The sequence below is a fragment of the Bacillus massiliglaciei genome (assembly GCF_900098925.1).
Taxonomy (GTDB): Bacteria; Bacillota; Bacilli; order Bacillales; family DSM-1321; genus Peribacillus; species Peribacillus massiliglaciei.
The window spans coordinates 154,697-177,105 of the sequence record NZ_LT622358.1 but is presented as its reverse complement, the minus strand read 5'-3'; the positions used below and the strand labels follow the sequence as shown (position 1 = coordinate 177,105).

The window sequence follows — 22,409 nt, the reverse complement described above, 5'->3', positions numbered from 1 at the left end:
CTCCTCCTTGAGACGTTAAACAGCTGAAAATAAAGCAATTTCATCTTGCAGCTCCTTTTTCACAAGGCCCAGATCCTCCAAATAATCCAGCTGTCCGATCGTTTCAGACAATGTCAGGCCAAGTTCTTTTTGATACACTTTCGGAAAAAGAAATTGACAAATTTCAAACCCTGTCCGCGGTTTTTCAAGAAATCCTTTCACCAGCATAGCCCGGGCATGCTGACGCTCCATCTGACTGGAAATATGACGATTGATCTCCGTAACCTCCCTGCCATGCCCCGTGTAAACCATTGAAATTGGCATCTTCTTCCAGCCTTTCAGGGAAGCATTATATTGAAGAAGCGGCCGCGGGCGCTCTCCTCCTCTAAGAATAGGAGGTTCCATTACTGGATTAGGAGAAATCTTATCCAGCAGATGATCGCCCCCAATCATGACTCCGTCCCGCTCCCGAAAAAAGGAAATATGACTCTGAGCATGTCCAAGCGTCTCCGTTACAATAAAATCCGGATGTCCGGGCAGCTCATCTCCGCCGGAAAGGACCCCGTCCAGCTTCCGTTCGCATAAAAGAGGGTTTTCTCCCGGAGGATGCAGCAGTTTTCTTTTCCACTCATCTCCTACTCCAAATTCGCCGGCATAGGACATAAAAAATTCATTATGATAATGCAGGAAATCCTCCCCCCCCTCAAGCCAGCGTATAATATTTTTATGGCCATAAACCGGCACAGCCTGATCAAATAAGTCCAAGCCCCCGGCATGATCCGGATGGTGATGGGTTAACACTACCTGTTCAATATCTTTTATGGAAAGCCCCAATTCCTTCAATTGCCCTTCCAGAACTTCTCTGGATTGCTCCGTTTTGGCGCCTGTATCAATAAGTGTTAATGCATCGCCCTTCAGCAAGTAAACATTCACATCCCCTACTGCAAAAGGAGTCGGCAAGGAGAGCTTCGCAATATTTCCATTCCATATCACCATATACTGTCCACCTCAAAATTATATTTAAATAAATCTAGAAATCCTTCAAAGTACCGTACATTAAAGTTCCTTCTTATAAAGCTATGTATACATTCAACATTTTACAGGTAATCCTAATAATTGTCATTATTTTCACATAATTAATCCCTAATTTTAGACAAGAGGTACTCAAATGGGCATTGACAGAATCCCCGTCTATCCGGCATAATCACAGCAAGTAATGAAGCATGGGGCGGCATTGATAAGGCCCAGTAAATAGATGCCGGCGAAATGAGAGCAGGGGCTGTTTGTCTCCAAAGACTCTGACACCCGCTCGTTTATTGACCCCTGCCTCACACGGGGCCTTCAAGAAAACCGGTGCATATTCCGGCAATTACGGAGACTGGCTTCAGCTCTCTAAAGCGGAAGACTGATCTTTCGTCCATTACAAGGATGAGGATCTTTTTTTATGACCGTTATTTACACTGATTGATTTTAAAAAAAGGAGCAGAAACCATGGAAAAAATAGCGTTTATTGGAGCGGGGGCAATGGCAGAAGCCATTATTTCAGGCATCGTTTCCAAACAAATCATAAGACCTGAGCAAATTTTTATCACGAACCGCTCAAATGATGCCAGACTCCATTATTTACACGAACAATACGGAGTAACGGCAACACGTTCTCTTCCAGATTTACTGGACCGGGCAACGGCGGCTGTTCTTGCAGTCAAGCCGAAAGATATACCGGCAACGATGGAAGCAGTCAAGCCTCTTATGACAGAGGAGATGCTGATCATCTCTGTCGCAGCAGGCGTTAAAGCGGACAGCCTGTCTGAAATTGTCACGAAAGAGGCTCCCATCATCCGGGCCATGCCAAACACTTCAGCTGCTGTCGGCAAGTCAGCTACTGCACTCGCGAGAAACGCCTATGTAACCGAAGCCCAGTTCCGTATAGCCCGATCCCTTTTTGAAACATTCGGAACGGCAGCCGAAGTGGAGGAAAAGCAGCTGGATGCCGTAACCGGACTGTCAGGAAGCGGACCGGCCTATATTTATTATTTGGCTGAAGCGATGGAACAGTCCGCCGGAGAACTGGGGCTGAACAGAGCAGCAGCGAAAGAGCTGATGATCCAGACCCTTATCGGCGCTGCAGAGATGCTGAAAGAATCAGGAAAAAGCCCCGCTCTCCTGCGCCAGGAAGTTACCTCTCCAGGCGGAACAACAGCGGCAGGACTGCGGGTTCTCGAAGCATATCACGTACAGGAGGCTTTTATAAAATGCATTAAAGAAGCAGCCGCCCGTTCAGCTGAGATGGGAGATCAAATCAGCGAAGAACTGTCTAATCCTTCCCGGCTATAAAAAAGCTTGTGAAGAATGTAGGAGAATCACTTTCTTTGGCGAATCCCTTCTTGTTTTGTCATCCGGGAAGGAATCTTCTTCTTCAAGGAAGAATCCCTTCTTACTAAATAAGGAGGGATGTCTGATGAATACAAGCGCAGCCGCCAAGCTCCTCGGTGTATCCCACAGTACGGTGCAAAGATGGGTAACACAGCTGGAGATGGAAGTCGGACGGAATCAGCAGGGGCATTATCAATTTTCCGAGGAAGATATCAGCCTTCTGAAGGATATTAAAAAGCAGCTCGACGATGGAGTGATTCTTCAGAAAATCGTCCTTGATGATAAAAGCAAGAAAAGGCCGGCACCCAAACCTTCGGTGCAAAATGAGACGCTCGATAAAATGGTGGAAAAAATGGATCGTCTGGAGAGAACGATCGAGACCAAGGCGGATGATGTGGTTTCCTACCAGCTGATCCAATATCGCAGCGAAATGGAAGAAGCTCTTGCAGCAATCGGAAATCTGAACAGGCGCATCGAAGAACTTGAAAGCAGGTTAGCAGAACAAGAAACAGGAACACCGTCTGATTACTTGCTTGCTATGGAAGAAACAGCCGCAGCAAAAAAACAAAAGAAAAAGCATCCATTCCGTTCCTTATTCGGCGGGGTGAAGAAAACGCCTTTGCAATCGTAAGAAACAAGTCAAAGAAAATAAGACAAATAAAAATATCAAATTTCCTTTTAAGAAATTTGATACAAATTGTCGACAAAAGGCCTTCAGAATGGTCTCATTCTGAAGGCCTTTTGTCTTTTTGAGATTTTTTTAGGTATTTTATAGTCTGATTTAAAGTAAAATACTCTTCGAGTATTCCAGATTGTCGACAAAAGGCCTTCGGAAGGAATCCCTTCCGAAGGCCTTTCTGTTATTTTTCCTATTTAATCGTTGTATTTTTAATTTTGAGGGCTCATCGAGCCCCATAATTAGCCGGTTTGAGGATTGACCCAAGTCCAATTTGCCATCTTCTTTAAATTCATGGCACCAAAAGTAAGCAACGCCTGCATGGACAATTTTTTTAGACCTCTTAACGTTGTCCAACGCATGCCATGCTTTTCTTTTGCATCCGCAAAGACTCGCTCAATGGTTTCTTTACGTTTGGCATAGATATCTTTTATGGTTTGATGGTGTCGGAGATGATCTGCTTCTTCTACGTACCCTTCCCATATGTGTCTCTGAATGAGCTTTTGGTGGTTCTTACTTTGGGTACAATTCATGATCACTGGACAATCTTTACATATTTTAGGATCAGACTTATACTGACGATACCCCTCCTTAGTAGTCGTTGAGTAGTTCAACACATTGCCCTGCGGGCATAAATAGCAATCATGGTACTCATCGTAAACATAGTCATGTTTCCGAAAATATCCCTCTTTTGTACGCGGACGTGTATAAGGTAAAACGGGCGTGATGTCATTTTCTATTAGATAATTTGTAATTACTGGTGTCTTATAGGCTGCATCAGCAGCAACAGCTTCAGGCTTCCCAACTTCTTCCATTACTTTCTCAACCAAAGGCTCAAGTATCTGACTATCATGCGTATTACCAGGAGTTACGATGGTCCCTAATACAAATCCATTCCTATCTGAAGCAGCGTGAAAAGAATAAGCAAACTGCTTCGTTCTTTCATCTTTTACATAATATCCACTCTCAGGATCTGTCGTACTTTCTTTGATTTCTTTCGTTTCATTTTTTTCGAATTTATCTGGAGGGAAGGGATTCTTATCATGGTCCTCTCGGTCCTGATTGATTTCTTCTTGAAGACGTTGTTCATATGCTTTTGTTTCTTTACGGACAACTTTCTTTTGAAACTTTCGTTTATTCGCACTAGCTTTAACGTGTGTAGAGTCAATAAAAATATGTTCGGCACTGATTAACTTCTTCTTAGCAGCTTCGCTTATAATATGATAGAAAATCTGTTCAAACAAATCCGTATCTTTGAATCTGCGTTCGTAGTTTTTACCGAAGGTAGAAAAATGGGGGATTTTATCATGAAATCCGAATCCTAAAAACCATCGATAAGCCATATTGGTCTGGATTTCTTCAATCGTTTTGCGCATGGAGCGGATACCAAATATGTACTGAATAAATGTCATTTTAATAAGAATTACCGGGTCAATACTTGGACGACCTACATCTGAATACATATCCTCTACTAACGAATAAATAAATGAAAAATCGATCGCTTTTTCTAGTTTGCGAACCAAATGGTTCGCAGGAACAAGTTCATCCAGCGCAATCATTTCAATTTGATTTCTTTGAGTAGAAGAATATTTGGAAAGCATATTGGTCACCTCAAGTAAATCTGTTACCTCCATTTTAAAATAAAAAAGGCTGTAGATAAACTCGATTTTCACGAGTTTGTCTACAGCCTGAAATACTCTTCGAGTATTCTATTTTAGATCATAGCCGAAGCTTGCCATGTCCAATTGGCAAGTTTCTTTAAGTTCATGGCAGCAAAAGTAAGCATCGCCTGCATGGACAATTTTTTAATCCCTCGAAGGGTTGTCCATCGCATACCATGCTTTTCTTTCGCATCCGCAAAGACACGTTCAATCGTTTTCTTTACGTCTTGCATATATTTGTTTGATATCGTTTTGATGACGAAGATGATCTGCTTCCTCCACATACTGCGCCCAAATATGACGTTCAATAATTTTTCTGTGATCCTTACTATTTGTACATTGAGCTAGTAAAGGACAATTTGCACATTGAACTGGGTTCGACTTGTATTGGCGTTTGCCTTCTTTGGTGGTAGTTGAATATTTTAGAACCTGTCCTTCCGGACATAGGTAGCAATCATAGTACTCGTCATATACATAATCGTGCTTGCGTAAAAACCCATCTTTCGTTTTGGGTCTTGTATAAGGAAGTGCTGGTTGAATCTCATGTTCAAATAAGAATTTAGTAATCGCAGGAGTTTTATAAGCAGCATCGGCAGCAACAGCAAGTGGCTTCTTCACTTTTTCCATAACCTTTTCAACAAGTGGCTGAAGCATATGACTATCATGAACATTTCCAGGTGTCACAACCGCCCCAAGTATAAACCCATACCGGTCCGCAGCCGCATGGAATGAATAAGCAAACTGTTTCGTTCTTTCATCTTTTACATAATAGCCACTTTCAGGATCTGTTGTACTCTCTTTAATCTCCTTAACTTCTTCTTTTTCAAATTTATCTGGTGGGAATGGTTTATTCCCATGATCAACTCGATCTTGATTCAATTCTTCTTGAAGTTTAGCTTCATATGCCCGAGTCTCTTTACGAACTATCTTCTTTTCGAATTTACGTTTATTCGCGCTTGCTTTAACATGTGTTGAATCGATGAAGACATGGTCAGCACTTAGTAGTCCTTTATCTGCAATTTCTTTAAGAATTCGATAGAAAATCTGTTCAAAGATATCAGTATCTTGGAAACGACGTTCATAATTTTTACCGAAGGTGGAAAAGTGCGGTACTTCTGAATGAAATCCAAACCCTAAAAACCAGCGATAGGCCATATTCGTTTCAATTTCTCTTATGGTTTGACGCATTGAACGAATTCCAAATACATATTGAATAAATGTCATTTTAATTAATACGACTGGATCAACGCTAGGTCGACCTAGTGTTGAATACAGTGATTCAACTAGTGGATAGATGAAAGAAAAATCAATAGCTGATTCAAGCTTTCTGACCAGATGATCCTGTGGTACAAGTTGTTCTATTGTAATCATTTCAATTTGATCACGTTCACTTATTTGATTTCTCGACATCATATCCATTCACCTCAGACATTTATTTAGAAGGAGTTGATTGTAGAGTAGGCGGCGACTCCTGCGGGAAAAGCGTGAAGGCCGATACCCCACAGGAGCAAAGCGACGAGGAGGATTGGGCCACGCCCGCGGAAAGCGTCCGCCGAAACGAAAATCAACTAACACTATTTTAAAAACTATTACTATTATTTTAAAAGAAAAAAGACTGTAGGCAAACTCGAAATTTCGAGTTTGTCTACAGTCTGTATCAAATTTCCTTTTAAGAAATTTGATATTTTTATGCTTATGCAGAATGGATTTTCGTTCAGAAACTCGGGTCAGCCTCTTCTTTACTGTCTAAACAAGAACGAAACGGATACGCCGGTTTCAAACCAGAACTGCACGGTCATTCAGGACTTCCCCGCCCTTGATCCGCTGGAATTCATCTAATAATTTGCTGACAGTGAGCCTTTGTTTTTCCTCGCCCCTTGCCTCAAAAATAATCCGGCCCTTATCCATCATAATCAAGGAATCGCCAAGGTCGATCGCCTGCTGCATATTATGAGTCACCATCAGGGTCGTCAAATGGTTTTTCTCGACAATTTCTCCTGTCAGCCTTGTTACAAGTTCAGCCCGGGATGGATCCAGAGCTGCTGTATGTTCATCAAGCAGCAGAATTTTTGGATGGGTGAACGTGGCCATCAATAAGGAAAGCGCCTGCCGTTCTCCTCCTGATAACAGCCCGACTTTTGCCGTCATCCTGTTTTCAAGCCCAAGATGAAGGGTCTCCAGCTTCTCCCGGAAAAATACTTTTCTTTTCTTTGTCACTCCGAACCCAAATCCCCTGCGGTGCGTCCGTCCATAGGCGATCGCCATATTCTCTTCAATCGTCATATGCGGGGCAGAACCGGCCATCGGATCCTGAAATACACGCCCAATCATACGCGCGCGGGTATGTTCTTCTACATGTGATACGTCCTTGCCGTCAATCAAAATTTCCCCGGCATCGGGCAAAATTTTCCCCGATACCATATTCATCAAGGTGGATTTCCCTGCTCCATTGCTGCCGATCACCGTAACGAATTCGCCTTTTCCCATTCTTAGCTGGAGATTTTGCAGGGCAAGCTTCTCATCAGGAGTTCCTTCATTGAAAACTTTAAAAATATCAGTGAGCTGAAGCATTACTGTGCCTCCTTCTTCAGAGCAGCAACATGGCTGAATTTCAATTCCTTCAGGCGTTTTTTCTTACGGCTCCGCACTTTCCGTCTTTCAGAAACTTGCGGGATAATTAGTGCTCCAATGACGATAAGAGCCGTAATCAACTTGACGTCTCCTGTTTCCAAAAAATTGAAGCGCAATGCAAATGTCACCACAATTCGGTAAATGATCGCTCCTCCAATAACAGCCAAAGTCGCCCTCGCAATCGTTTTCGCCCCGAAAACAGCTTCCCCAATAATGACCGAAGCAAGGCCAATCACAATGATGCCAATGCCCATACCGATATCGCTGAATCCATTGTACTGGGCTACAAGCGCCCCTGAAAAGGCAACAAGCGCATTGCCAAGTGCCAATCCTAAAACTTTCAAATTCGCCGTATGGGCCGAAAAACTTTTCACCATCGCTTCATTGTCACCGGTTGCACGAAGAGCAAGACCAATTTCGGTCTTCAGGAAAGCGGAGAGTGCCATCTTGATGACCAAAACCGTCAGCAGCATGACAATCAGGACAGACCAAGTTTTTGGTACACTGTCACCAAGACCGACGGAAGTCCATAGACCGTTCAGCAGCGGGTCCAGTCCGGTTTTCTGCCATGCATTCTGAATATTGGTCATAAGCGTATTTTCAGACAGAAGCGGAATATTTGATGTCCCCATAATTCTTAAATTGATCGAATATAAAGCGATCATCATCAGAATTCCGGAAAGGAGCGGATTAATTTTTCCTTTCGTATGCAAAAGCCCCGTCACCGTGCCGGCGGCAAAACCGGCAGCAAGAGCACACAGGGTTGCTATGAGAGGAGAATAGCCATTTACGATAATGAGTGCTGAGACAGAAGCTCCGGTAACGAAGCTTCCATCGACTGTCATATCAGGGAAATCAAGAATCCGAAAGGTCAGATAAACACCAAGTGCCATAATGGCGTAGATCATTCCAGATTCAAATGAATTGAACAGAGCTGTAAACATATGTGCATCTTCCTTTCCCGGCCGAGAGATCAGGCTTACTTAACAATCTCAGCCTCTTCCTTCCATTCATCCTTTATTTCTACTCCCATGTCTTTGGCAGCCTTCTCATTGATCATAAGCTTAAGATTCTGAGGGTATTGAACTGGAATGTCTCCTGGATTCTTTCCATCTTTCAGAATTTCAGCTGCCTTTTCTCCTGCTTCAAAGCCGATATCATAATAACTGAATCCATAAGCCGCAAAACCGCCCCGCTGAACAGAATCCAGCTCCCCGACAAATAATGGGATATCCTGATCGTTAGCTACAGAAATAACGGACTCCAAAGCGGATACAACTGTATTGTCCGTAATAATGTAAAACGCATCCGCTTTTCCTGCTAAAGATTCCGCTGCCGTCTTCACTTCAGCAGATGTGGACACAGAGGCTTCAGCTACCTTAATTCCAGACTTTTTCGCTTCAGCTTTCATGGCATCCACCTGGACAATGGAATTCTTCTCCCCTGAGTTGTAGACCGTTCCAATCGTTTTGGCTCCAAGCTCATCGGCAAGGAATTTCACTGAATTGGCAATGGCATCAGGCTGGGAGTCCGTCGTTCCCGTTACATTTCCGTCTGGCTTATCCATCGAAGAAACCAGCTTCGCTTCAACCGGATCCGTGACAGACGTAAATACGATGGGAATATCCTTTGTTGCATTTAAAGCGCTTAATGCACTTGGTGTTGAGTTCGCAAAGATTAAATCCACTCCGTCTCCGGCAAAGTTATTAGCGATTGTCTGGCTGTTGTTTTGATCCCCCTGGGCAATCTGCACATCATAATCTGCTTTGATTCCCTCTTCTTTTAAGGCAGCTTTGAACCCCTTATACGCTTCATCCAAGGAAGCGTGCTGCACGATTTGTGTAACGCCAATTTTATATGTCTTTCCGTCTCCTGCAGAGGAGGAACCTTCTTCTTTGCTCGAATCACTGTTCCCGCAGCCCGCCAGCAGCGAACCCGCCAAAATGGTGACAGCTGCCGCAGCACCCCATATTTTCTTCATCTGTCTCTCCCTCGTTTCTCTCTTTTTGTCTTCTATCTTTCACTTTTAAGCTTTTTAGCTTTTATGTACTAAATTATAATCGTTTAGGCATATTCTTTTCAATGAGTTTCTCGACTTTTTAGAATATTATTTGCCTTTTTGTGAATGAAAAAACCGGGGATAGGATTTCTCCTTTCCCCGGCAGCTCTTATTTCACTATATTTTGTACGATTTCATTTACTTCCTGGCGATTCAGCTTTTCCTGCCCGTCCTTTAAAACCTTCAAGGTTGCCTTGGCTAGTTCCAGCGGTATTCGGCAAAAATGGAGGATTTTCTTTGTTTCGATATCCTCCACATACTGATCAGCCAGCACCAGATTTTTTTCCGTATGGGTAAACATCTCACTGAACCCCCACCCATCTGGAAAGAAATTCACGCCTCTTTCAGCATCTTCCTCGCGATTGCGGAGAATATTGACGGTCTGAAGGCCTCTTCCAAAAGCAATAGCCAAATCTCTGTCCGTTTTCGTTCCGTCATACCAGTTCCAAATATCAGACAGCATGACGCCTACAAGACCGGCAACATAGTACGTATAGTCATCCAATTCTTCTTGCGTATGAATCATCCACCCCTTGTCGACCCACTTAGCCATTCCGCGGGCCATTTCAGCTGTGGATTCAAGGACCTTCTCCCTTGTCTCCGCAGGACAAAAGGCAATCCAGTCAGGAAGAAGCAATGTAACCTCCGGAAGCTGTTCCTGATAAGGACCGTACACTGCCTGAAATGCGTCGGCACTGTACTCTTTCTTTTCTAATAAATCCGCTGTTCTTTCTAAAAGATGAATCTTGTCTGCCGCTGGGAGAGAGGCATCATCTTCAATTTCATCAATGGCCCGCATACAGAGATAAGCTGCCCCAATAGCTTCCTGCAGGCGCCCAGGGAGCTGGCTGATGGGGATGTAAAAAGTCCGGCTCGTTTTTAGCAGGAAATCCATGGCTTTCTTATGTAAATCACTATCTTTCATCATAATCCTCGCTCCTTCATTCTCTTTCCAAAGGACTTCGTGACACATGCCTTTCAACGGAATAATAATTGCTTTATTATAACAGATTTCTGTTTTTTTTCATATGAAGAGGCTATTCCTCCAGATGTAAAGGAATCTTAATGGACAGAAGGTCTTCAGCAATGAGCGTTTTCGGAAAAATTTCCTCTCCTTCTTTTTTCAGCTTTTCTATATCCTCAGCTGTATACCTGGAGCTGATATGTGTAAGAATCAAGTTCTTTGCTCCCGCCTTTGCAGCTGTTTCTGCTGCCTGCGACGTCGTAGAATGGCAGTAGGAATGAGCCATCTCTGTTTCATCCGCTGAAAAAGTGGCTTCATGGACTAAATAATCACAGTCACTTGCCAGCTTGATTGCATTCTGACAATACCTAGTATCACCGAGGATCGAAATGACCCGTCCCTTTTTAGCTTCACCTAAATAATCAGGGCCATGAATCTTCCTTCCGTCATCCAATGTGAGGGTTCCCCCGTTTTTTAACACTTTAAATTGAGGTCCCGGTTTTATTCCTTCACGAAGGAGTCTGTCCACCTGCAGGCTGCCCGGTCGGTCTTTTTCTACAATTCGGTAGCCGAAGCTTAAGATGCCGTGGTCAAGCTCCAAACAGCTCACCGTAAAGGTTTCATCCTCAAAAACCTTTCCTTCCTGAATCTCTATGATCTCTAAAGGGTATTTTAAATAGGTTCCGCTTACCTTAAGGGACGTATTAATAAAATCAGCAATTCCTTCCGGGCCGTACACTGTCAGCTTCTCGGTCCCTCCCTGAAAAGAACGGCTGCCCAGAAGTCCCGGCAGACCGTAAATATGATCACCATGCAAATGAGTGATGAAGATTTTTTCAATTTTCCTCGGTTTGACTGCCGTATGCAAGATTTGATGCTGTGTCGCTTCTCCGCAGTCGAAAAGCCAAACCGTTCCCCTTTCTTCAAGGAGCTGCAGGGCAATAGAGGAGACATTCCGAGCTTTAGCCGGCATCCCGGCCCCCGTACCCAAAAATACAAATTCCACTCATTTTCCCTCCGTTATCAATTTTGAATGTACCATCACTATAGCATAAATGCCTCTATTTTGGCAGAAGAGGGCAAGAAGTTCAGCTTCCCAAGATAAATTGATTGATTTGCGGGAAAGCTAACTTTAAAATAAGTAGTTGATTCAGAAGATAGAATCTATATAGAAAGTCGAGGTTTTTAGGATGTCTGAAAACAAAAAGCCAACAGCTTTAATTATTATTTTCGGAGCAACAGGAGATTTAGCGAAACGAAAGCTTTTTCCGTCCATTTACCGTCTATTCCGCAAGGATAAAATTGATAAATTTGCCGTAATCGGGGTGGCCAGACGCTCGCTAACCAATGAACAGTTTCAAGAGAATGTAAAAGAATCTGTTCTTACTTTTGGAAATGGGGAGGAAGATGTCGAAGAATTCATCAGCCACTTCCACTATCACTCCCATGACGTCTCAAGCTCAGAGTCTTATTCGCAATTAAAAGTTCTGGCAGAAAGCATAGACAATCAATACAGTTTAGAAGGAAACCGAATTTTCTACTTGGCGATGGCTCCGGAATTTTTCGGAACAATTGCTGAACAAGTAAAGGCTCAAGGATTAACGGATACTGCCGGATACAAGCGTCTGGTCATTGAAAAGCCGTTTGGCCACAGTTTCGAAACAGCCCAGCAGCTTAATGAACAGCTCCGAACCGCCTTTCGTGAGGATGAGATTTACCGGATTGACCATTATCTTGGAAAAGAGATGGTCCAAAATATCGAGGTTATCCGTTTTTCAAACGCCCTGTTCGAACCGCTATGGAATAACCGTTACATTTCCAATATTCAGGTTACATCCAGCGAAGTGTTAGGAGTCGAGGAACGCGGCCGTTACTATGAAACAAGCGGAGCTCTGCGTGATATGGTTCAAAACCACCTTATGCAGATGGTTGCACTGCTGGCCATGGAACCGCCGATTTCTCTGACAACAGAAGAAATCCGCAGTGAAAAGGTAAGGGCGCTCAGATCGCTTCGTCCTATGGCCGTAAACGATGTGGACAACTATTTTGTCAGAGGGCAATACGGGGCAGGCCAGCTGAACGGCGAGGATGTTCCCGGATACAGAGAAGAACATAATGTAGATCCTGAATCCAATACGGAGACTTTTGTAGCAGGAAAACTGATGATCGATAATTTCCGCTGGGCAGGCGTCCCCTTCTACATACGGACAGGCAAGCGGATGGACAAGAAATCAACACAAATTGTCGTTCAGTTCAAAGATATTCCAATGAACCTATACTATAGGACAGAAGAAAACTTAACTCCAAATCTTCTTGTCATCCATATTCAGCCAGAGGAAGGCATCACCCTGCAGCTAAATGCAAAAAAAGCAGGCACGACTGCCAATACAACACCTGTTAAGCTTGCCGTATCAAACGAAGGCATTGATAAAATGAACACTCCGGAAGCATACGAGAAATTAATTTTTGACAGCATGCGCGGAGATGCAACCAATTTCACTCATTGGGACGAAGTTGCCTTATCATGGAAGTTTACAGATATCATTTCTGAAGCTTGGGAAACCAAAAAAGAACCATCTTTCCCTAATTATCCTGCCGGTTCAGCCGGTCCAAAAGCGGCGGATGATCTGTTAGCTCAGGACGGGCACAAATGGTGGTCAACGGATATTTAATTGCCCTGACAGAAGGAATGGAGATCCGAACCTATACAGCATAAACACAAAAACATCCAATTTCTCTGTGAAATTGGATGTTTCATTTTTTTGATAAGCTTTAGGCTCCGGTATAGAAAACACCCGGAACTAAAGACAGCGGCCGTCGTTTTAAGAAGCCTTTTTATTAAGTATTTTATCACGAAGCGAATAAAAGAATTCCCTGCCCTTGAATCCTTCAGGTTTAGGAGCGGCATTAAGCCATCTTCCGACTGCCGTTTCGAATAGGAAAATAATAAGCAAAATGATCAGTAAAATGATAGCAATTTTCATATTTCTTCACTCCTCTTAGCCTTCTAACGGCCCTGATTCATTCTATTCTATTTCCTTCTTCTGGATGATTGAAACCTTTCATAGGGTAACATCTAAAGCTTAAAGTGCAGGCAATCGAAAGATCCCTCTCCGCTTCTCTGCAAGCAAGAAAGGAATAAAATAAAACGTTTTCAGGCCGCAGATTACTAAAGGATGAATCTAAATGCTGTTTTACAGAAAATATTCTGGGATATCCTTTTTCTCCGCCGGAAGGCATCTATTATTTAAAAAATAATCTATAAAAGGGGACTGTATGGCGGATAACGTTTTATTATCGTTCACACGCAATTCCGTCTTTATCACGATCCAAATCCTTATTGTATTTCATAGCTGTTTTATAGACAGAAGATGAAATCTTTGTGCCTTTTGACAATGCTTTATACGATACTTTTTTCGTGGATTTGCTAATAACTTTATTTTTGGTTTTAGAAGATTTTGCAACGCCTTTTGAATATTTTTTATTGAACGCTGTACAGTTTTTATAAACACCGGATGCCGCATCGGCCTGTATTGGTGATGACACAGCAATTCCGCCTGTTATAAGTGTTGCTGCCACTGCTAAAGATATGATTTTCTTCAAAATTATCCCTCCTTTATCAAGAAATTATACTATATCCTCCCGACAAAATATCTAATACTTTAGATATGTAAATATATATTAAAATAAGTTTTTTTATGAAATATCCGTTTAAAAAGTATCCATTCCCTGCAAAAAAAGACCCTCTCACAGGAGAGAGCCTTTTTTATGATTTTACTCTTCAAAGAGTTCTTTGATCAGCTCATCTAATTCCTTTTTAGCCTTTTCTGTCTCTTTTTTTGAGATTTTTATATCGTCCCCATCAAACAGGAGGACATCTCCAAAATTAGCATCTGGCGGCAGCAGTTTCCTTGGAATATCCTTCATTTCCTTTTCAAATTCTATGACTGCCATGTCCCCTTCAAATCGGTCAATCATTCCTTTTTTCATTTCTTCCTTTACCTTCTTTTCAGTAATTTTCTAACCTAATAATCAAAATTTGCTGTTCACCTTTCATTACATGCAATCGAAAGTGCTCAGCTGCAAACGTGTAAAGAGGAAAAAGGATGAGCTTATCTGCCTAAGCAGTCACTCATCCTTTTATTACTCTATGTTATCTGTGATGGGAACTAATAATCATTTTGCCGCCTATCGCAGGAAAGATCTTCAGCGTTATAGGCAGGATGACATTCTAATCAACAAAAACACGGATCATAAAAGTATCCTTGTAAATTCTTCTTACTTTTCCATCCATTCTGTATGGAATGTTCCTTCTTTATCCACTCGCTGGTAAGTATGGGCACCAAAGTAATCTCTTTGAGCCTGAATCAGGTTCGCAGGAAGGGTTTCTGTCCTGTAGCTGTCGAAATAAGCAAGCGCAGCAGAGAAACTTGGAACAGGAACGCCATTCATGACAGCAGTCGCAATGACTTCACGCAGCGCCCCCTGATATTCTTCCGCAATACCTTGGAAATAAGAATCAAGTAAAAGATTATTCAATGCCGGTTCACGGTCATAAGCATCCTTGATCTTTTGAAGGAATTGGGCACGGATGATACATCCGCCGCGGAAGATCATCGCAATATCTCCATATTGAAGATCCCAGCCGAATTCATCGGATGCAGCTTTCATTTGAGCGAATCCCTGAGCATAAGACACGATTTTACTCATGTACAGCGCTTTGCGAATGCTTTCAATGAAGGCAGCACGGTCTCCCTTAAATGCAGCAGGTACAGGGCCTTTCAGTTGTTTGCTTGCTGTTACCCTTTCTTCTTTTATCGCGGAAATGAAACGCGCGAATACAGATTCAGTGATGACAGGAAGCGGCACACCTAAGTCAAGCGCACTTTGGCTTGTCCATTTTCCTGTCCCTTTTTGTCCCGCTTTATCAAGAATAACGTCGACCATTGGTTTGCCAGTCTCCGGATCATACTTCTTGAAGATATCCGCAGTAATTTCAATCAGATAGCTGTCAAGCTCGCCCTTATTCCAATCAGAGAAGATTTCATGCAGTTCAGCTGCATCTGCTCCCAAAAGGTGTTTTAACAGAAAATAAGACTCAGAAATCAGCTGCATGTCGCCATATTCAATTCCATTATGCACCATTTTTACATAATGGCCGGCACCGTCCGGACCGATATATGTACAGCATGGGTCTCCGTCAACTTTCGCTGAAATATCTTTAAGAATCGGTGCAACCAGTTCATACGCTTCCTTTTGTCCCCCTGGCATAATGGAAGGCCCTGTTAAGGCCCCTTCTTCCCCGCCGGAAACGCCGGTACCGATAAAGTGGATGCCTTGGGCGCTGAGCACTTCGTTACGGCGCTGAGTATCCTTGAAGAACGTATTTCCGCCGTCAATGACGATATCCCCTTTTTCCAGCAAAGGCTTTAACTGATCAATAGTAGCATCAGTCGCTTGCCCAGCCTTTACCATGAGGAGAATTTTGCGAGGAGTTTCCAATGAATCAACGAACTCTTCTAACGTGTAGGCAGGAAATACATTTTTCCCTTCTGCTTCTTTCATCATTTCATCTGTTTTTGCGCGTGAGCGGTTGTAAACGGAAATGGAATATCCTCTGCTTTCAATATTGAATGCCAGGTTTTTCCCCATGACCGCAAGGCCGATTACGCCGATTTGTTGTTTACTCATAAAATAATTCCCCTTTATTTTAAAATTGAAGTATCCTAACCGCCCATGCTTCAACCAGGCACTGCGGATCAACATGTATACTGTCTAATGTACCCGGATCCGGGCAGACTACTCTTCTCCCTCATCAGCTGCTCGTTTCTTTTGCTTCATCAAATCCATAAAGTCTTTACTGAAGCTCGTATCTGCGCTGTTTGAACGGTTATGAAAAGGCAGCCCCTTTTTGATAATATTTTTTCCATACTTGGTTTGCAGCTTCTGCATCGCCAAATAAAGCGATTCCTTCTCCGCTTCTTCGTGAAAAGAAAAAAGATCGAGCTGTTTGACAGCAGCTTCTTTTTCAATAACATCAAAAGCGGTAACACCAAGGAGACGGACACCTTCCCCGTTCCAATTTCATGAGGCAATGTTGTGGAGTTGCCGACACTTTTATAATCAAAGACTGAGTCCGGATCAACGGGTCTTTCGTCCTTGCCATTAGCCCGTTCCTTTAAACGGGTGCCATTAATCCCAAGTACCTTTCTCAGCTGGAAATCATCAGCTACGGCCAAATCGCCAATGGTCTGAATTCCTATAGAAGCCAGTTTTTCTGCGGTCTTCAGTCCAATACCGTGCATTTCTTCCGCCTTCATTGGCCAAAGGACTTGCGGAACATCCCGCTTTCTAAGAATCGTAATTCCTAAAGGCTTTTTCATATCTGAGGCCATTTTAGCCAGAAATTTATTCGGGGCAATGCCGATGCTGCAGGGCAGGTCCATCGTTTCCATGATTCGCCTCTGTATCGTTTGAGCGATTTCAATAGGGGTACCGATATCACCGCAGTCAGTAATATCCAAATATCCTTCATCAATAGAGACAGGCTCCACCCGTTCAGTATATTGGCGGAACAATTCAAAAATCGCCAGCGAAGCCTGCCGGTACCGATCAAAGTTAGGCTGTTGGATGATCAGGCCCGGACATAATTTTTTCGCCTGCCATACCGGCATTGTCGTTTTGACCCCGAATTTTCTCGCCTCATAACTGCAGGTAACAATAATGCCCTTTCTTTCCTCGACATTTCCTGCAATGGCGAGCGGCCGCCCTTTTAGATCGGGATTGTACGCCATTTCCACCGAGGCATAAAAACTATTCATATCGATGTGGAGAATGACTCTTCCCTTCTTAGGATACATATGATTCACGGCTGACACTTCCTTTTTACCACGCAGCCGGCAGACCGGCACAGAACGGAAGACAACGGCTTATGAAGCTGCCTATACCTTGTTTCTTTCCGACCAAAACACTTACTCTCCAGCTACGATACCGACGATGGCAATGACCATTTCAGCAAGCTTCGTTAATTCTTCAACCGGAATTTTTTCATTCGTTGTATGGATTTCCTCATAGCCTACCGCAAGATTGACAGTTGGGATCCCAAAGCCGGCAATCACGTTTGCATCGCTCCCGCCGCCGCTTTTTTGAAGTTCACACGGACGGTTAATCTTCGCTGCAGCCTGTCTTGCCACTTCGACAACATGGTCGCCTGCACCATATTTAAAGCCAGGATACATCACAGTAACATCCACTTCAGCACGTCCGCCCATTTCAACAGCAGCCATTTCAAATGCTTCTTTCATCTTTGCTACCTGCTGTTCCATTTTTTCCGGAACAAGAGAACGGGCTTCCGCAAGGATATCAACAAAGTCACAGACAATGTTTGTCTGCTGGCCGCCTTGGAAACGACCAATATTGGCTGTGGTTTCTTCATCAATTCTGCCAAGCAGCATCCTGGAAATAGCTTTTGAAGCGATTGTGATAGCCGATACGCCTTTTTCAGGTGCTACACCGGCATGAGCGGTTTTTCCATAAATTTTGGCTGCTACTTTTGCTTGGGTCGGAGCAGCTACCACTACATTTCCTACTTTGCCGTCACTGTCAAGGGCATAGCCGAATTTTGCCGTTACGAGTGAGCGGTCTAAAGCCTTGGCACCCACAAGGCCGGATTCTTCGCCTGCTGTGATAATGAATTCGATTTTCCCATGGGGAATATTCTGCTCTTTCAGTACACGGATTGATTCAATCATCACTGAAAGACCTGCTTTATCATCAGCACCCAGGATTGTGGTGCCGTCTGAAACTATGTATCCGTCTTTAATAGATGGTTTGATTCCATTGCCAGGTACAACTGTATCCATGTGAGAAGTGAAATAAATGGTTTCAGCTCCGTCTTTGCTTGCAGGAAGGGTACAGATTAAATTTCCGGCACCGTGTCCAGTTACTGACGCTGTATCATCTTCATAAACATCTAAACCAAGCTCAGTGAACTTCGCTTTAAGGACTTTCGCAATTTCAGCTTCATTTTTCGTTTCTGAGTCTACTTGCACTAACTCGAAAAATTCCGCCACTAAACGGTCTTGATTAATCATAAATAAAACCTCCATTAATATATTCCATCATAAGTATACTTCTAAAAGCAACAACCCGGCAAATAATGTGATATAAAAAGAAGTCCGGAGAACCGAACTTCTGCTTTTTCTGTCACAATGGGATATTTCCGTGCTTTTTCTGCGGCCTTGTTTCTTTTTTATTACGCAGCATATCTAATGCCTGAATGATTTTCTTTCGAGTTTCCCGGGGATCAATGACATCATCCACCATCCCTTGGCTTGCGGCCACATATGGATTGGCAAACTTCTCACGGTATTCTTCTATTTTAGCAGCCCGTGTTTCTTCGGGATTGTCACTGTTTTGGATTTCACGGGCAAAGATAATATTGGCAGCACCCTGAGAGCCCATCACCGCGATTTCCGCATTCGGCCACGCAAAAGTAAGATCGGCACCGATTGATTTACTGTTAAGTGCCACATAGGCTCCGCCGTATGCCTTTCGCAGAATGACCGTCAGTTTCGGCACTGTTGCTTCAGAATAAGCATATAGAATTTTGGCCCCGTGCCTGATAATGCCGCCATGCTCCTGCTTGACCCCCGGAAAGAAACCGGATACATCTTCAAAAGTAATGAGGGGGATATTAAAGGAATCACAAAAGCGGATAAATCTCGCCGCTTTATCAGAGGAATCGATATCAAGGCCGCCGGCAAGCACCTTTGGCTGGTTGCAGACAAATCCAGCAACCCGGCCTTTCACTCTTCCAAGGCCAATGACAATGTTTTTAGCAAAACCTTCCTGTATTTCCATAAAAGAATCCGGATCAGCAACCTCTTCAATGACCTTTCGCACATCATAAGGGCGAACGCCTTCGAATGGGACAATATCAGCCAGATTTGGACGGTCATCATCTTCCGTATCCGCTTCTCCCGAAGGAGGCTTTTCTTCATTATTTTGCGGCAGATAGCTCAAAAGCTTCCTCACAGATTTAAGTGCTTCTTCTTCAGAGGATGCCTGAAAATGGGCATTGCCGCTGACTGTATTATGTATTTTTGCACCGCCAAGATTTTCAGAACTGATTTTCTCGCCGGTCACCGTTTCAATGACTTTCGGACCTGTTATGAACATCTGGCTCGTTTTTTCAACCATAAAAACAAAATCCGTGATGGCCGGTGAATAAACCGCTCCGCCTGCACAGGGTCCCATAATAACAGAAATTTGCGGGATCACTCCCGAATAAATCGAGTTACGGTAGAAAATCTGGCCATAGCCGTCCAATGAAACAACGCCTTCCTGAATTCGTGCCCCGCCGGAATCATTCAGTCCGACAAAGGGAGCGCCGTTTTTGGCAGCCAAATCCATAACATTCGCAATTTTCATCGCATGCATCTCTCCAAGTGCCCCGCCAAAGACTGTAAAATCCTGTGAAAATAAGTATATATCCCTTCCATTCACTTTGCCGTACCCTGTCACCACTCCATCACCGGGTCCTTTGATCTTATCCAGGCCAAAATCAGTGCTCCGATGCTGAACAAATGGATTCAGCTCAACGAAAGTGTCGGGATCTACAAGCAGCTCAATTCTTTCTCTGGCAGTCAGCTTTCCCTTTTCATGCTGCTTTTCGATTCTCTCGTCTCCGCCGCCAAGCTCTACTTCTCTCTTACGGTCATACAGCTCATTAATTTTTTCATAAATATCCGTCATTTCGATTCCTCCCCGCCTGCCGGCCTCTCGCAAAGTTCAAATAAAATGCCTGCTGTGGATTTTGGATGAACAAACGCTACATCTGCATGATGTGCGCCTTTCCTCGCCTTCTCATCAATCATCCTGAGACCGGATTGCTTTATTTCCTGTATCCGATTTTCAATGCCCGTTACCCCCAAAGCGATATGGTGGACTCCTTCACCCTTTTTTTCTATAAATTTAGCAATGGGGCTATTTGGTGACAGCGCTTCCAATAATTCAAGACAAACATTGCCCGCCTGAACGAAAGCAACCTTAACGCCTTGGCTTTCGACCGTTTCCATCCCTTCCAGCCTGAACATGAAAGTTTCTGTATAAAGCGGCAGGGCTTCCTCCAATGATTTCACAGCAATACCGATATGGTCAATTCTTTTAATCATATCAAAGACCCCCATTTTTTAAGTCAACCGCGTAAATGAAATGTCTGGATTCTATATAAAACTTGTTTCTATTATAAGGACACGTTACAATAATTCTATCGAAAATGTGTGTAAGGAGATCGTTATGAAAAATAAAAACATCAGAAAATTCGTCATATATTTAATGCTTATTTCCATGCTGCTGACTACCCTGCTTTCAGGAATCGCTTTCCTTTTATAAGTGCTTCTGAACTCTAAAAAAATAGCTTTTCCCAACCATTAGAAAGGCATCGCAGCCTTTCTTTTTTTATTGAACATTGCTCAAATCCTTAGCAAGAGCCGCAAAGCTTTTATCAGATGACAGGATAAAGACGCGGCCCCCCACGGGAACCATCTCATAAATTCGCTCTACATCCTCATTTAAGAGTCGAATGCAGCCGTTCGACATATACTTGCCAATGGATTCAGGCCGATTCGTCCCATGAATTCCATACCTCCGGCCATCCGTCTCTTCCGCATCAAAACCGATCCAGCGGGTGCCAAGCGGATTGGCCGGATCTCCTCCCTCAATATCTCGGTTTCTGTAATAAGGGTTAACAGCCTTTACTTTTATGGTAAAAGCACCTTCAGGCGTATCTTCATTGGATTTGCCAGTACCTGCAGATACAATTTCTAAAATTTTGCCGTTCTCTGCAACTGCCAACTGATTATTGGCTTTATTGACAATCAGAAAGACCTCTTCATCTGCAGAAGCAGCAGGAGCGGCAGAGATTCCAAAGAAAAGAAAAAGAACCAGCACTAAAGCTAATGGACCTTTCAAACAGATCATCCTTTTTTAGCTTAGTTTGAACGGACCCGTTTCTTTTCATTCGGCGGATTATAGCCTTTGAAAGCATGCTTCAGAAGGAGATACTCTTCCATTTCATTCATCAGCTGTACAAGAGCCGCCCTAGATTCAAATTCTGTCCGCGTCTCAGGCAGCGGCATTTCTTGAAAAACCTGCCTCATCTTCTCAAGCTTCCTTAAATAAATGATGGCAGTATTATGAAAATGAACATTGTTGGCCAGCTCTTCGATAAATTCAGCCAGCATTCCGCTCTGTTTCACTACCTGCGGAATATTCGTCACTAACGGAAGAATCCTTTCAATAATTTGAAATTGATCTTCCCTCATTTCAAAGTAGCTATAATACAAATCATCGTCACTCAACAAACGGTTCTCTATATCGCGGAAAGCAATCCGGCGGGCACTTTTCAGCAGATTTGAGGTCTCCATAATCTCCCTTCCGTCCCAAGAGTGGTCGTTATCCCTTAAATAATGAACGATTCCCATCAGCATTAAACGGAAGTTTTCCTCGATTCGCTTCTGATAATCAATCAATACTCTTTCAGCACTCGGCATATAGAGATTCATGAGCAAAGCGACGGCGATGCCGACGGTGATAAGGAGTGTTTCATTCAAAATAAGCTTAAACGTAATGTTCCCGGCTGCATAGAGATGAAGCAGGATCACACTGCTTGTGACGATCCCTTCATTGATCTTTAGAGCTACCGTAATCGGAATGAAGATCAGAAGGAACAAGCCAATGACAATCGGATGGAAGGCAATGAACTCAAACATCAGGCTTGAAAGAGCAATCGCAAGCATACAGGCTGCGAAACGCGCCCCTGAGGCCCGCAGTGATTTTTTCTTCGTTACTTGAATACACAATATCGTAATAATGCCTGCAGACGGAAAACTCTCTAAATGGAGCATCTGGGCAATGATGATGGCTACTGCTGTACCCACAGCCGTTTTGATCGTCCGATAACCTATTTTAAACATATAAGCACCCTGCTTCTTATAAGAAGACTTCCCTTTCATCATACTTGATTTCGAAATAGAACAAAAGAATAGTTAACTGAATTTTATG

At 43.3% G+C, this 22,409-nt stretch carries 20 protein-coding genes and 2 pseudogenes; 4 read left to right on the top strand and 18 right to left on the bottom strand.

Translation table 11 applies throughout. The features are described 5' to 3' along the window. Positions 1-15 precede the first annotated feature (15 nt). The gene (locus BQ4305_RS09225; RefSeq protein ID WP_110927523.1) at positions 16-975 is read right to left on the bottom strand and encodes an MBL fold metallo-hydrolase; all 960 of its coding nucleotides are present in this window, start codon (positions 973-975) and stop codon (positions 16-18) included. A 495-nt stretch (positions 976-1,470) separates the two neighbouring features. On the opposite strand from BQ4305_RS09225, the gene proC reads away from it, so the two are divergent. Beyond that, on the top strand, positions 1,471-2,313 hold the full coding sequence (gene proC / locus BQ4305_RS09220) for a pyrroline-5-carboxylate reductase (protein ID WP_110927522.1): 843 nt from the start codon (positions 1,471-1,473) through the stop codon (positions 2,311-2,313). Between the two features lie 124 nt (positions 2,314-2,437). After that, complete coding sequence (locus BQ4305_RS09215) at positions 2,438-2,983, top strand: MerR family transcriptional regulator (protein ID WP_110927521.1); 546 nt, start codon at positions 2,438-2,440, stop codon at positions 2,981-2,983. Between the two features lie 287 nt (positions 2,984-3,270). Here BQ4305_RS09215 and BQ4305_RS09210 read toward each other — a convergent pair whose 3' ends face one another. The 7 genes and pseudogenes from BQ4305_RS09210 to rnz form a co-directional block, all read right to left on the bottom strand. Next, a complete protein-coding gene (locus BQ4305_RS09210) occupies positions 3,271-4,629 on the bottom strand; it encodes an IS1182 family transposase (protein ID WP_110927520.1) in 1,359 nt (452 codons plus the stop codon). Between the two features lie 113 nt (positions 4,630-4,742). Further along, a pseudogene (locus BQ4305_RS09205) lies at positions 4,743-6,102 on the bottom strand (IS1182 family transposase). A gap of 363 nt (positions 6,103-6,465) precedes the next feature. Then, positions 6,466-7,260: an ABC transporter ATP-binding protein gene (locus tag BQ4305_RS09200; RefSeq protein ID WP_110927519.1), complete on the bottom strand. Its 795-nt coding sequence runs from the start codon at positions 7,258-7,260 to the stop codon at positions 6,466-6,468. Continuing rightward, the gene (locus BQ4305_RS09195) at positions 7,260-8,264 is read right to left on the bottom strand and encodes an ABC transporter permease (RefSeq protein ID WP_110927518.1); all 1,005 of its coding nucleotides are present in this window, start codon (positions 8,262-8,264) and stop codon (positions 7,260-7,262) included. The genes BQ4305_RS09200 and BQ4305_RS09195 overlap by 1 nt, the downstream gene beginning before the upstream one ends. A 35-nt stretch (positions 8,265-8,299) precedes the next feature. Next, positions 8,300-9,301, bottom strand: coding sequence for an ABC transporter substrate-binding protein (locus tag BQ4305_RS09190; RefSeq protein WP_110927517.1), 1,002 nt, complete (start codon positions 9,299-9,301; stop codon positions 8,300-8,302). A gap of 187 nt (positions 9,302-9,488) precedes the next feature. Then, positions 9,489-10,307 (bottom strand): squalene/phytoene synthase family protein, encoded by an 819-nt coding sequence (locus BQ4305_RS09185; protein ID WP_110927516.1) that lies wholly within the window; start codon positions 10,305-10,307, stop codon positions 9,489-9,491. Between the two features lie 109 nt (positions 10,308-10,416). Further along, positions 10,417-11,349, bottom strand: coding sequence for a ribonuclease Z (gene rnz, locus BQ4305_RS09180; RefSeq protein ID WP_110927515.1), 933 nt, complete (start codon positions 11,347-11,349; stop codon positions 10,417-10,419). Positions 11,350-11,533: 184 nt separating this feature from the next. Between rnz and zwf the strand changes: the two genes are divergently transcribed. Next, positions 11,534-13,015, top strand: a complete 1,482-nt coding sequence (gene zwf / locus BQ4305_RS09175; protein WP_110927514.1) for a glucose-6-phosphate dehydrogenase — start codon at positions 11,534-11,536, stop codon at positions 13,013-13,015. Between the two features lie 150 nt (positions 13,016-13,165). On the opposite strand, the gene BQ4305_RS21420 is transcribed toward zwf, so the two are convergent. From BQ4305_RS21420 to mce, 8 genes and pseudogenes are all read right to left on the bottom strand, one after another. Further along, positions 13,166-13,327, bottom strand: coding sequence for a hypothetical protein (locus BQ4305_RS21420; protein WP_199880636.1), 162 nt, complete (start codon positions 13,325-13,327; stop codon positions 13,166-13,168). A gap of 310 nt (positions 13,328-13,637) precedes the next feature. Then, positions 13,638-13,946 carry an excalibur calcium-binding domain-containing protein gene (locus BQ4305_RS09170; protein WP_110927513.1) on the bottom strand — a complete coding sequence of 103 codons (309 nt, stop codon included), beginning with the start codon at positions 13,944-13,946 and terminating at the stop codon, positions 13,638-13,640. 171 nt (positions 13,947-14,117) lie between these two features. Next, entirely contained in the window at positions 14,118-14,333 is a 216-nt protein-coding gene (locus BQ4305_RS09165; RefSeq protein WP_110927512.1) for a DUF3006 domain-containing protein, read from the bottom strand. 288 nt (positions 14,334-14,621) lie between these two features. Next, on the bottom strand, positions 14,622-16,034 hold the full coding sequence (gene gndA, locus BQ4305_RS09160; RefSeq protein WP_110927511.1) for an NADP-dependent phosphogluconate dehydrogenase: 1,413 nt from the start codon (positions 16,032-16,034) through the stop codon (positions 14,622-14,624). A gap of 108 nt (positions 16,035-16,142) precedes the next feature. Continuing rightward, positions 16,143-17,203 (bottom strand): annotated as a pseudogene (locus BQ4305_RS09155) (DNA polymerase IV). A gap of 111 nt (positions 17,204-17,314) precedes the next feature. Beyond that, positions 17,315-18,436, bottom strand: coding sequence for a M20/M25/M40 family metallo-hydrolase (locus BQ4305_RS09150; protein ID WP_110927510.1), 1,122 nt, complete (start codon positions 18,434-18,436; stop codon positions 17,315-17,317). 112 nt (positions 18,437-18,548) lie between these two features. Beyond that, positions 18,549-20,099, bottom strand: coding sequence for an acyl-CoA carboxylase subunit beta (locus BQ4305_RS09145; RefSeq protein ID WP_110927509.1), 1,551 nt, complete (start codon positions 20,097-20,099; stop codon positions 18,549-18,551). Continuing rightward, entirely contained in the window at positions 20,096-20,518 is a 423-nt protein-coding gene (gene mce, locus BQ4305_RS09140; RefSeq protein WP_110927508.1) for a methylmalonyl-CoA epimerase, read from the bottom strand. The genes BQ4305_RS09145 and mce overlap by 4 nt, the downstream gene beginning before the upstream one ends. Positions 20,519-20,642: 124 nt before the next feature. On the opposite strand from mce, the gene prli42 reads away from it, so the two are divergent. After that, positions 20,643-20,738: a stressosome-associated protein Prli42 gene (prli42, locus tag BQ4305_RS21415; RefSeq protein ID WP_199880635.1), complete on the top strand. Its 96-nt coding sequence runs from the start codon at positions 20,643-20,645 to the stop codon at positions 20,736-20,738. Positions 20,739-20,804: 66 nt separating this feature from the next. On the opposite strand, the gene BQ4305_RS09135 is transcribed toward prli42, so the two are convergent. Both BQ4305_RS09135 and BQ4305_RS09130 read right to left on the bottom strand, forming a co-directional pair. Next, positions 20,805-21,326: a L,D-transpeptidase gene (locus BQ4305_RS09135; protein ID WP_110927507.1), complete on the bottom strand. Its 522-nt coding sequence runs from the start codon at positions 21,324-21,326 to the stop codon at positions 20,805-20,807. Positions 21,327-21,337: 11 nt separating this feature from the next. Beyond that, positions 21,338-22,321, bottom strand: a complete 984-nt coding sequence (locus BQ4305_RS09130; RefSeq protein ID WP_110927506.1) for an aromatic acid exporter family protein — start codon at positions 22,319-22,321, stop codon at positions 21,338-21,340. Positions 22,322-22,409: the final 88 nt, after the last annotated feature.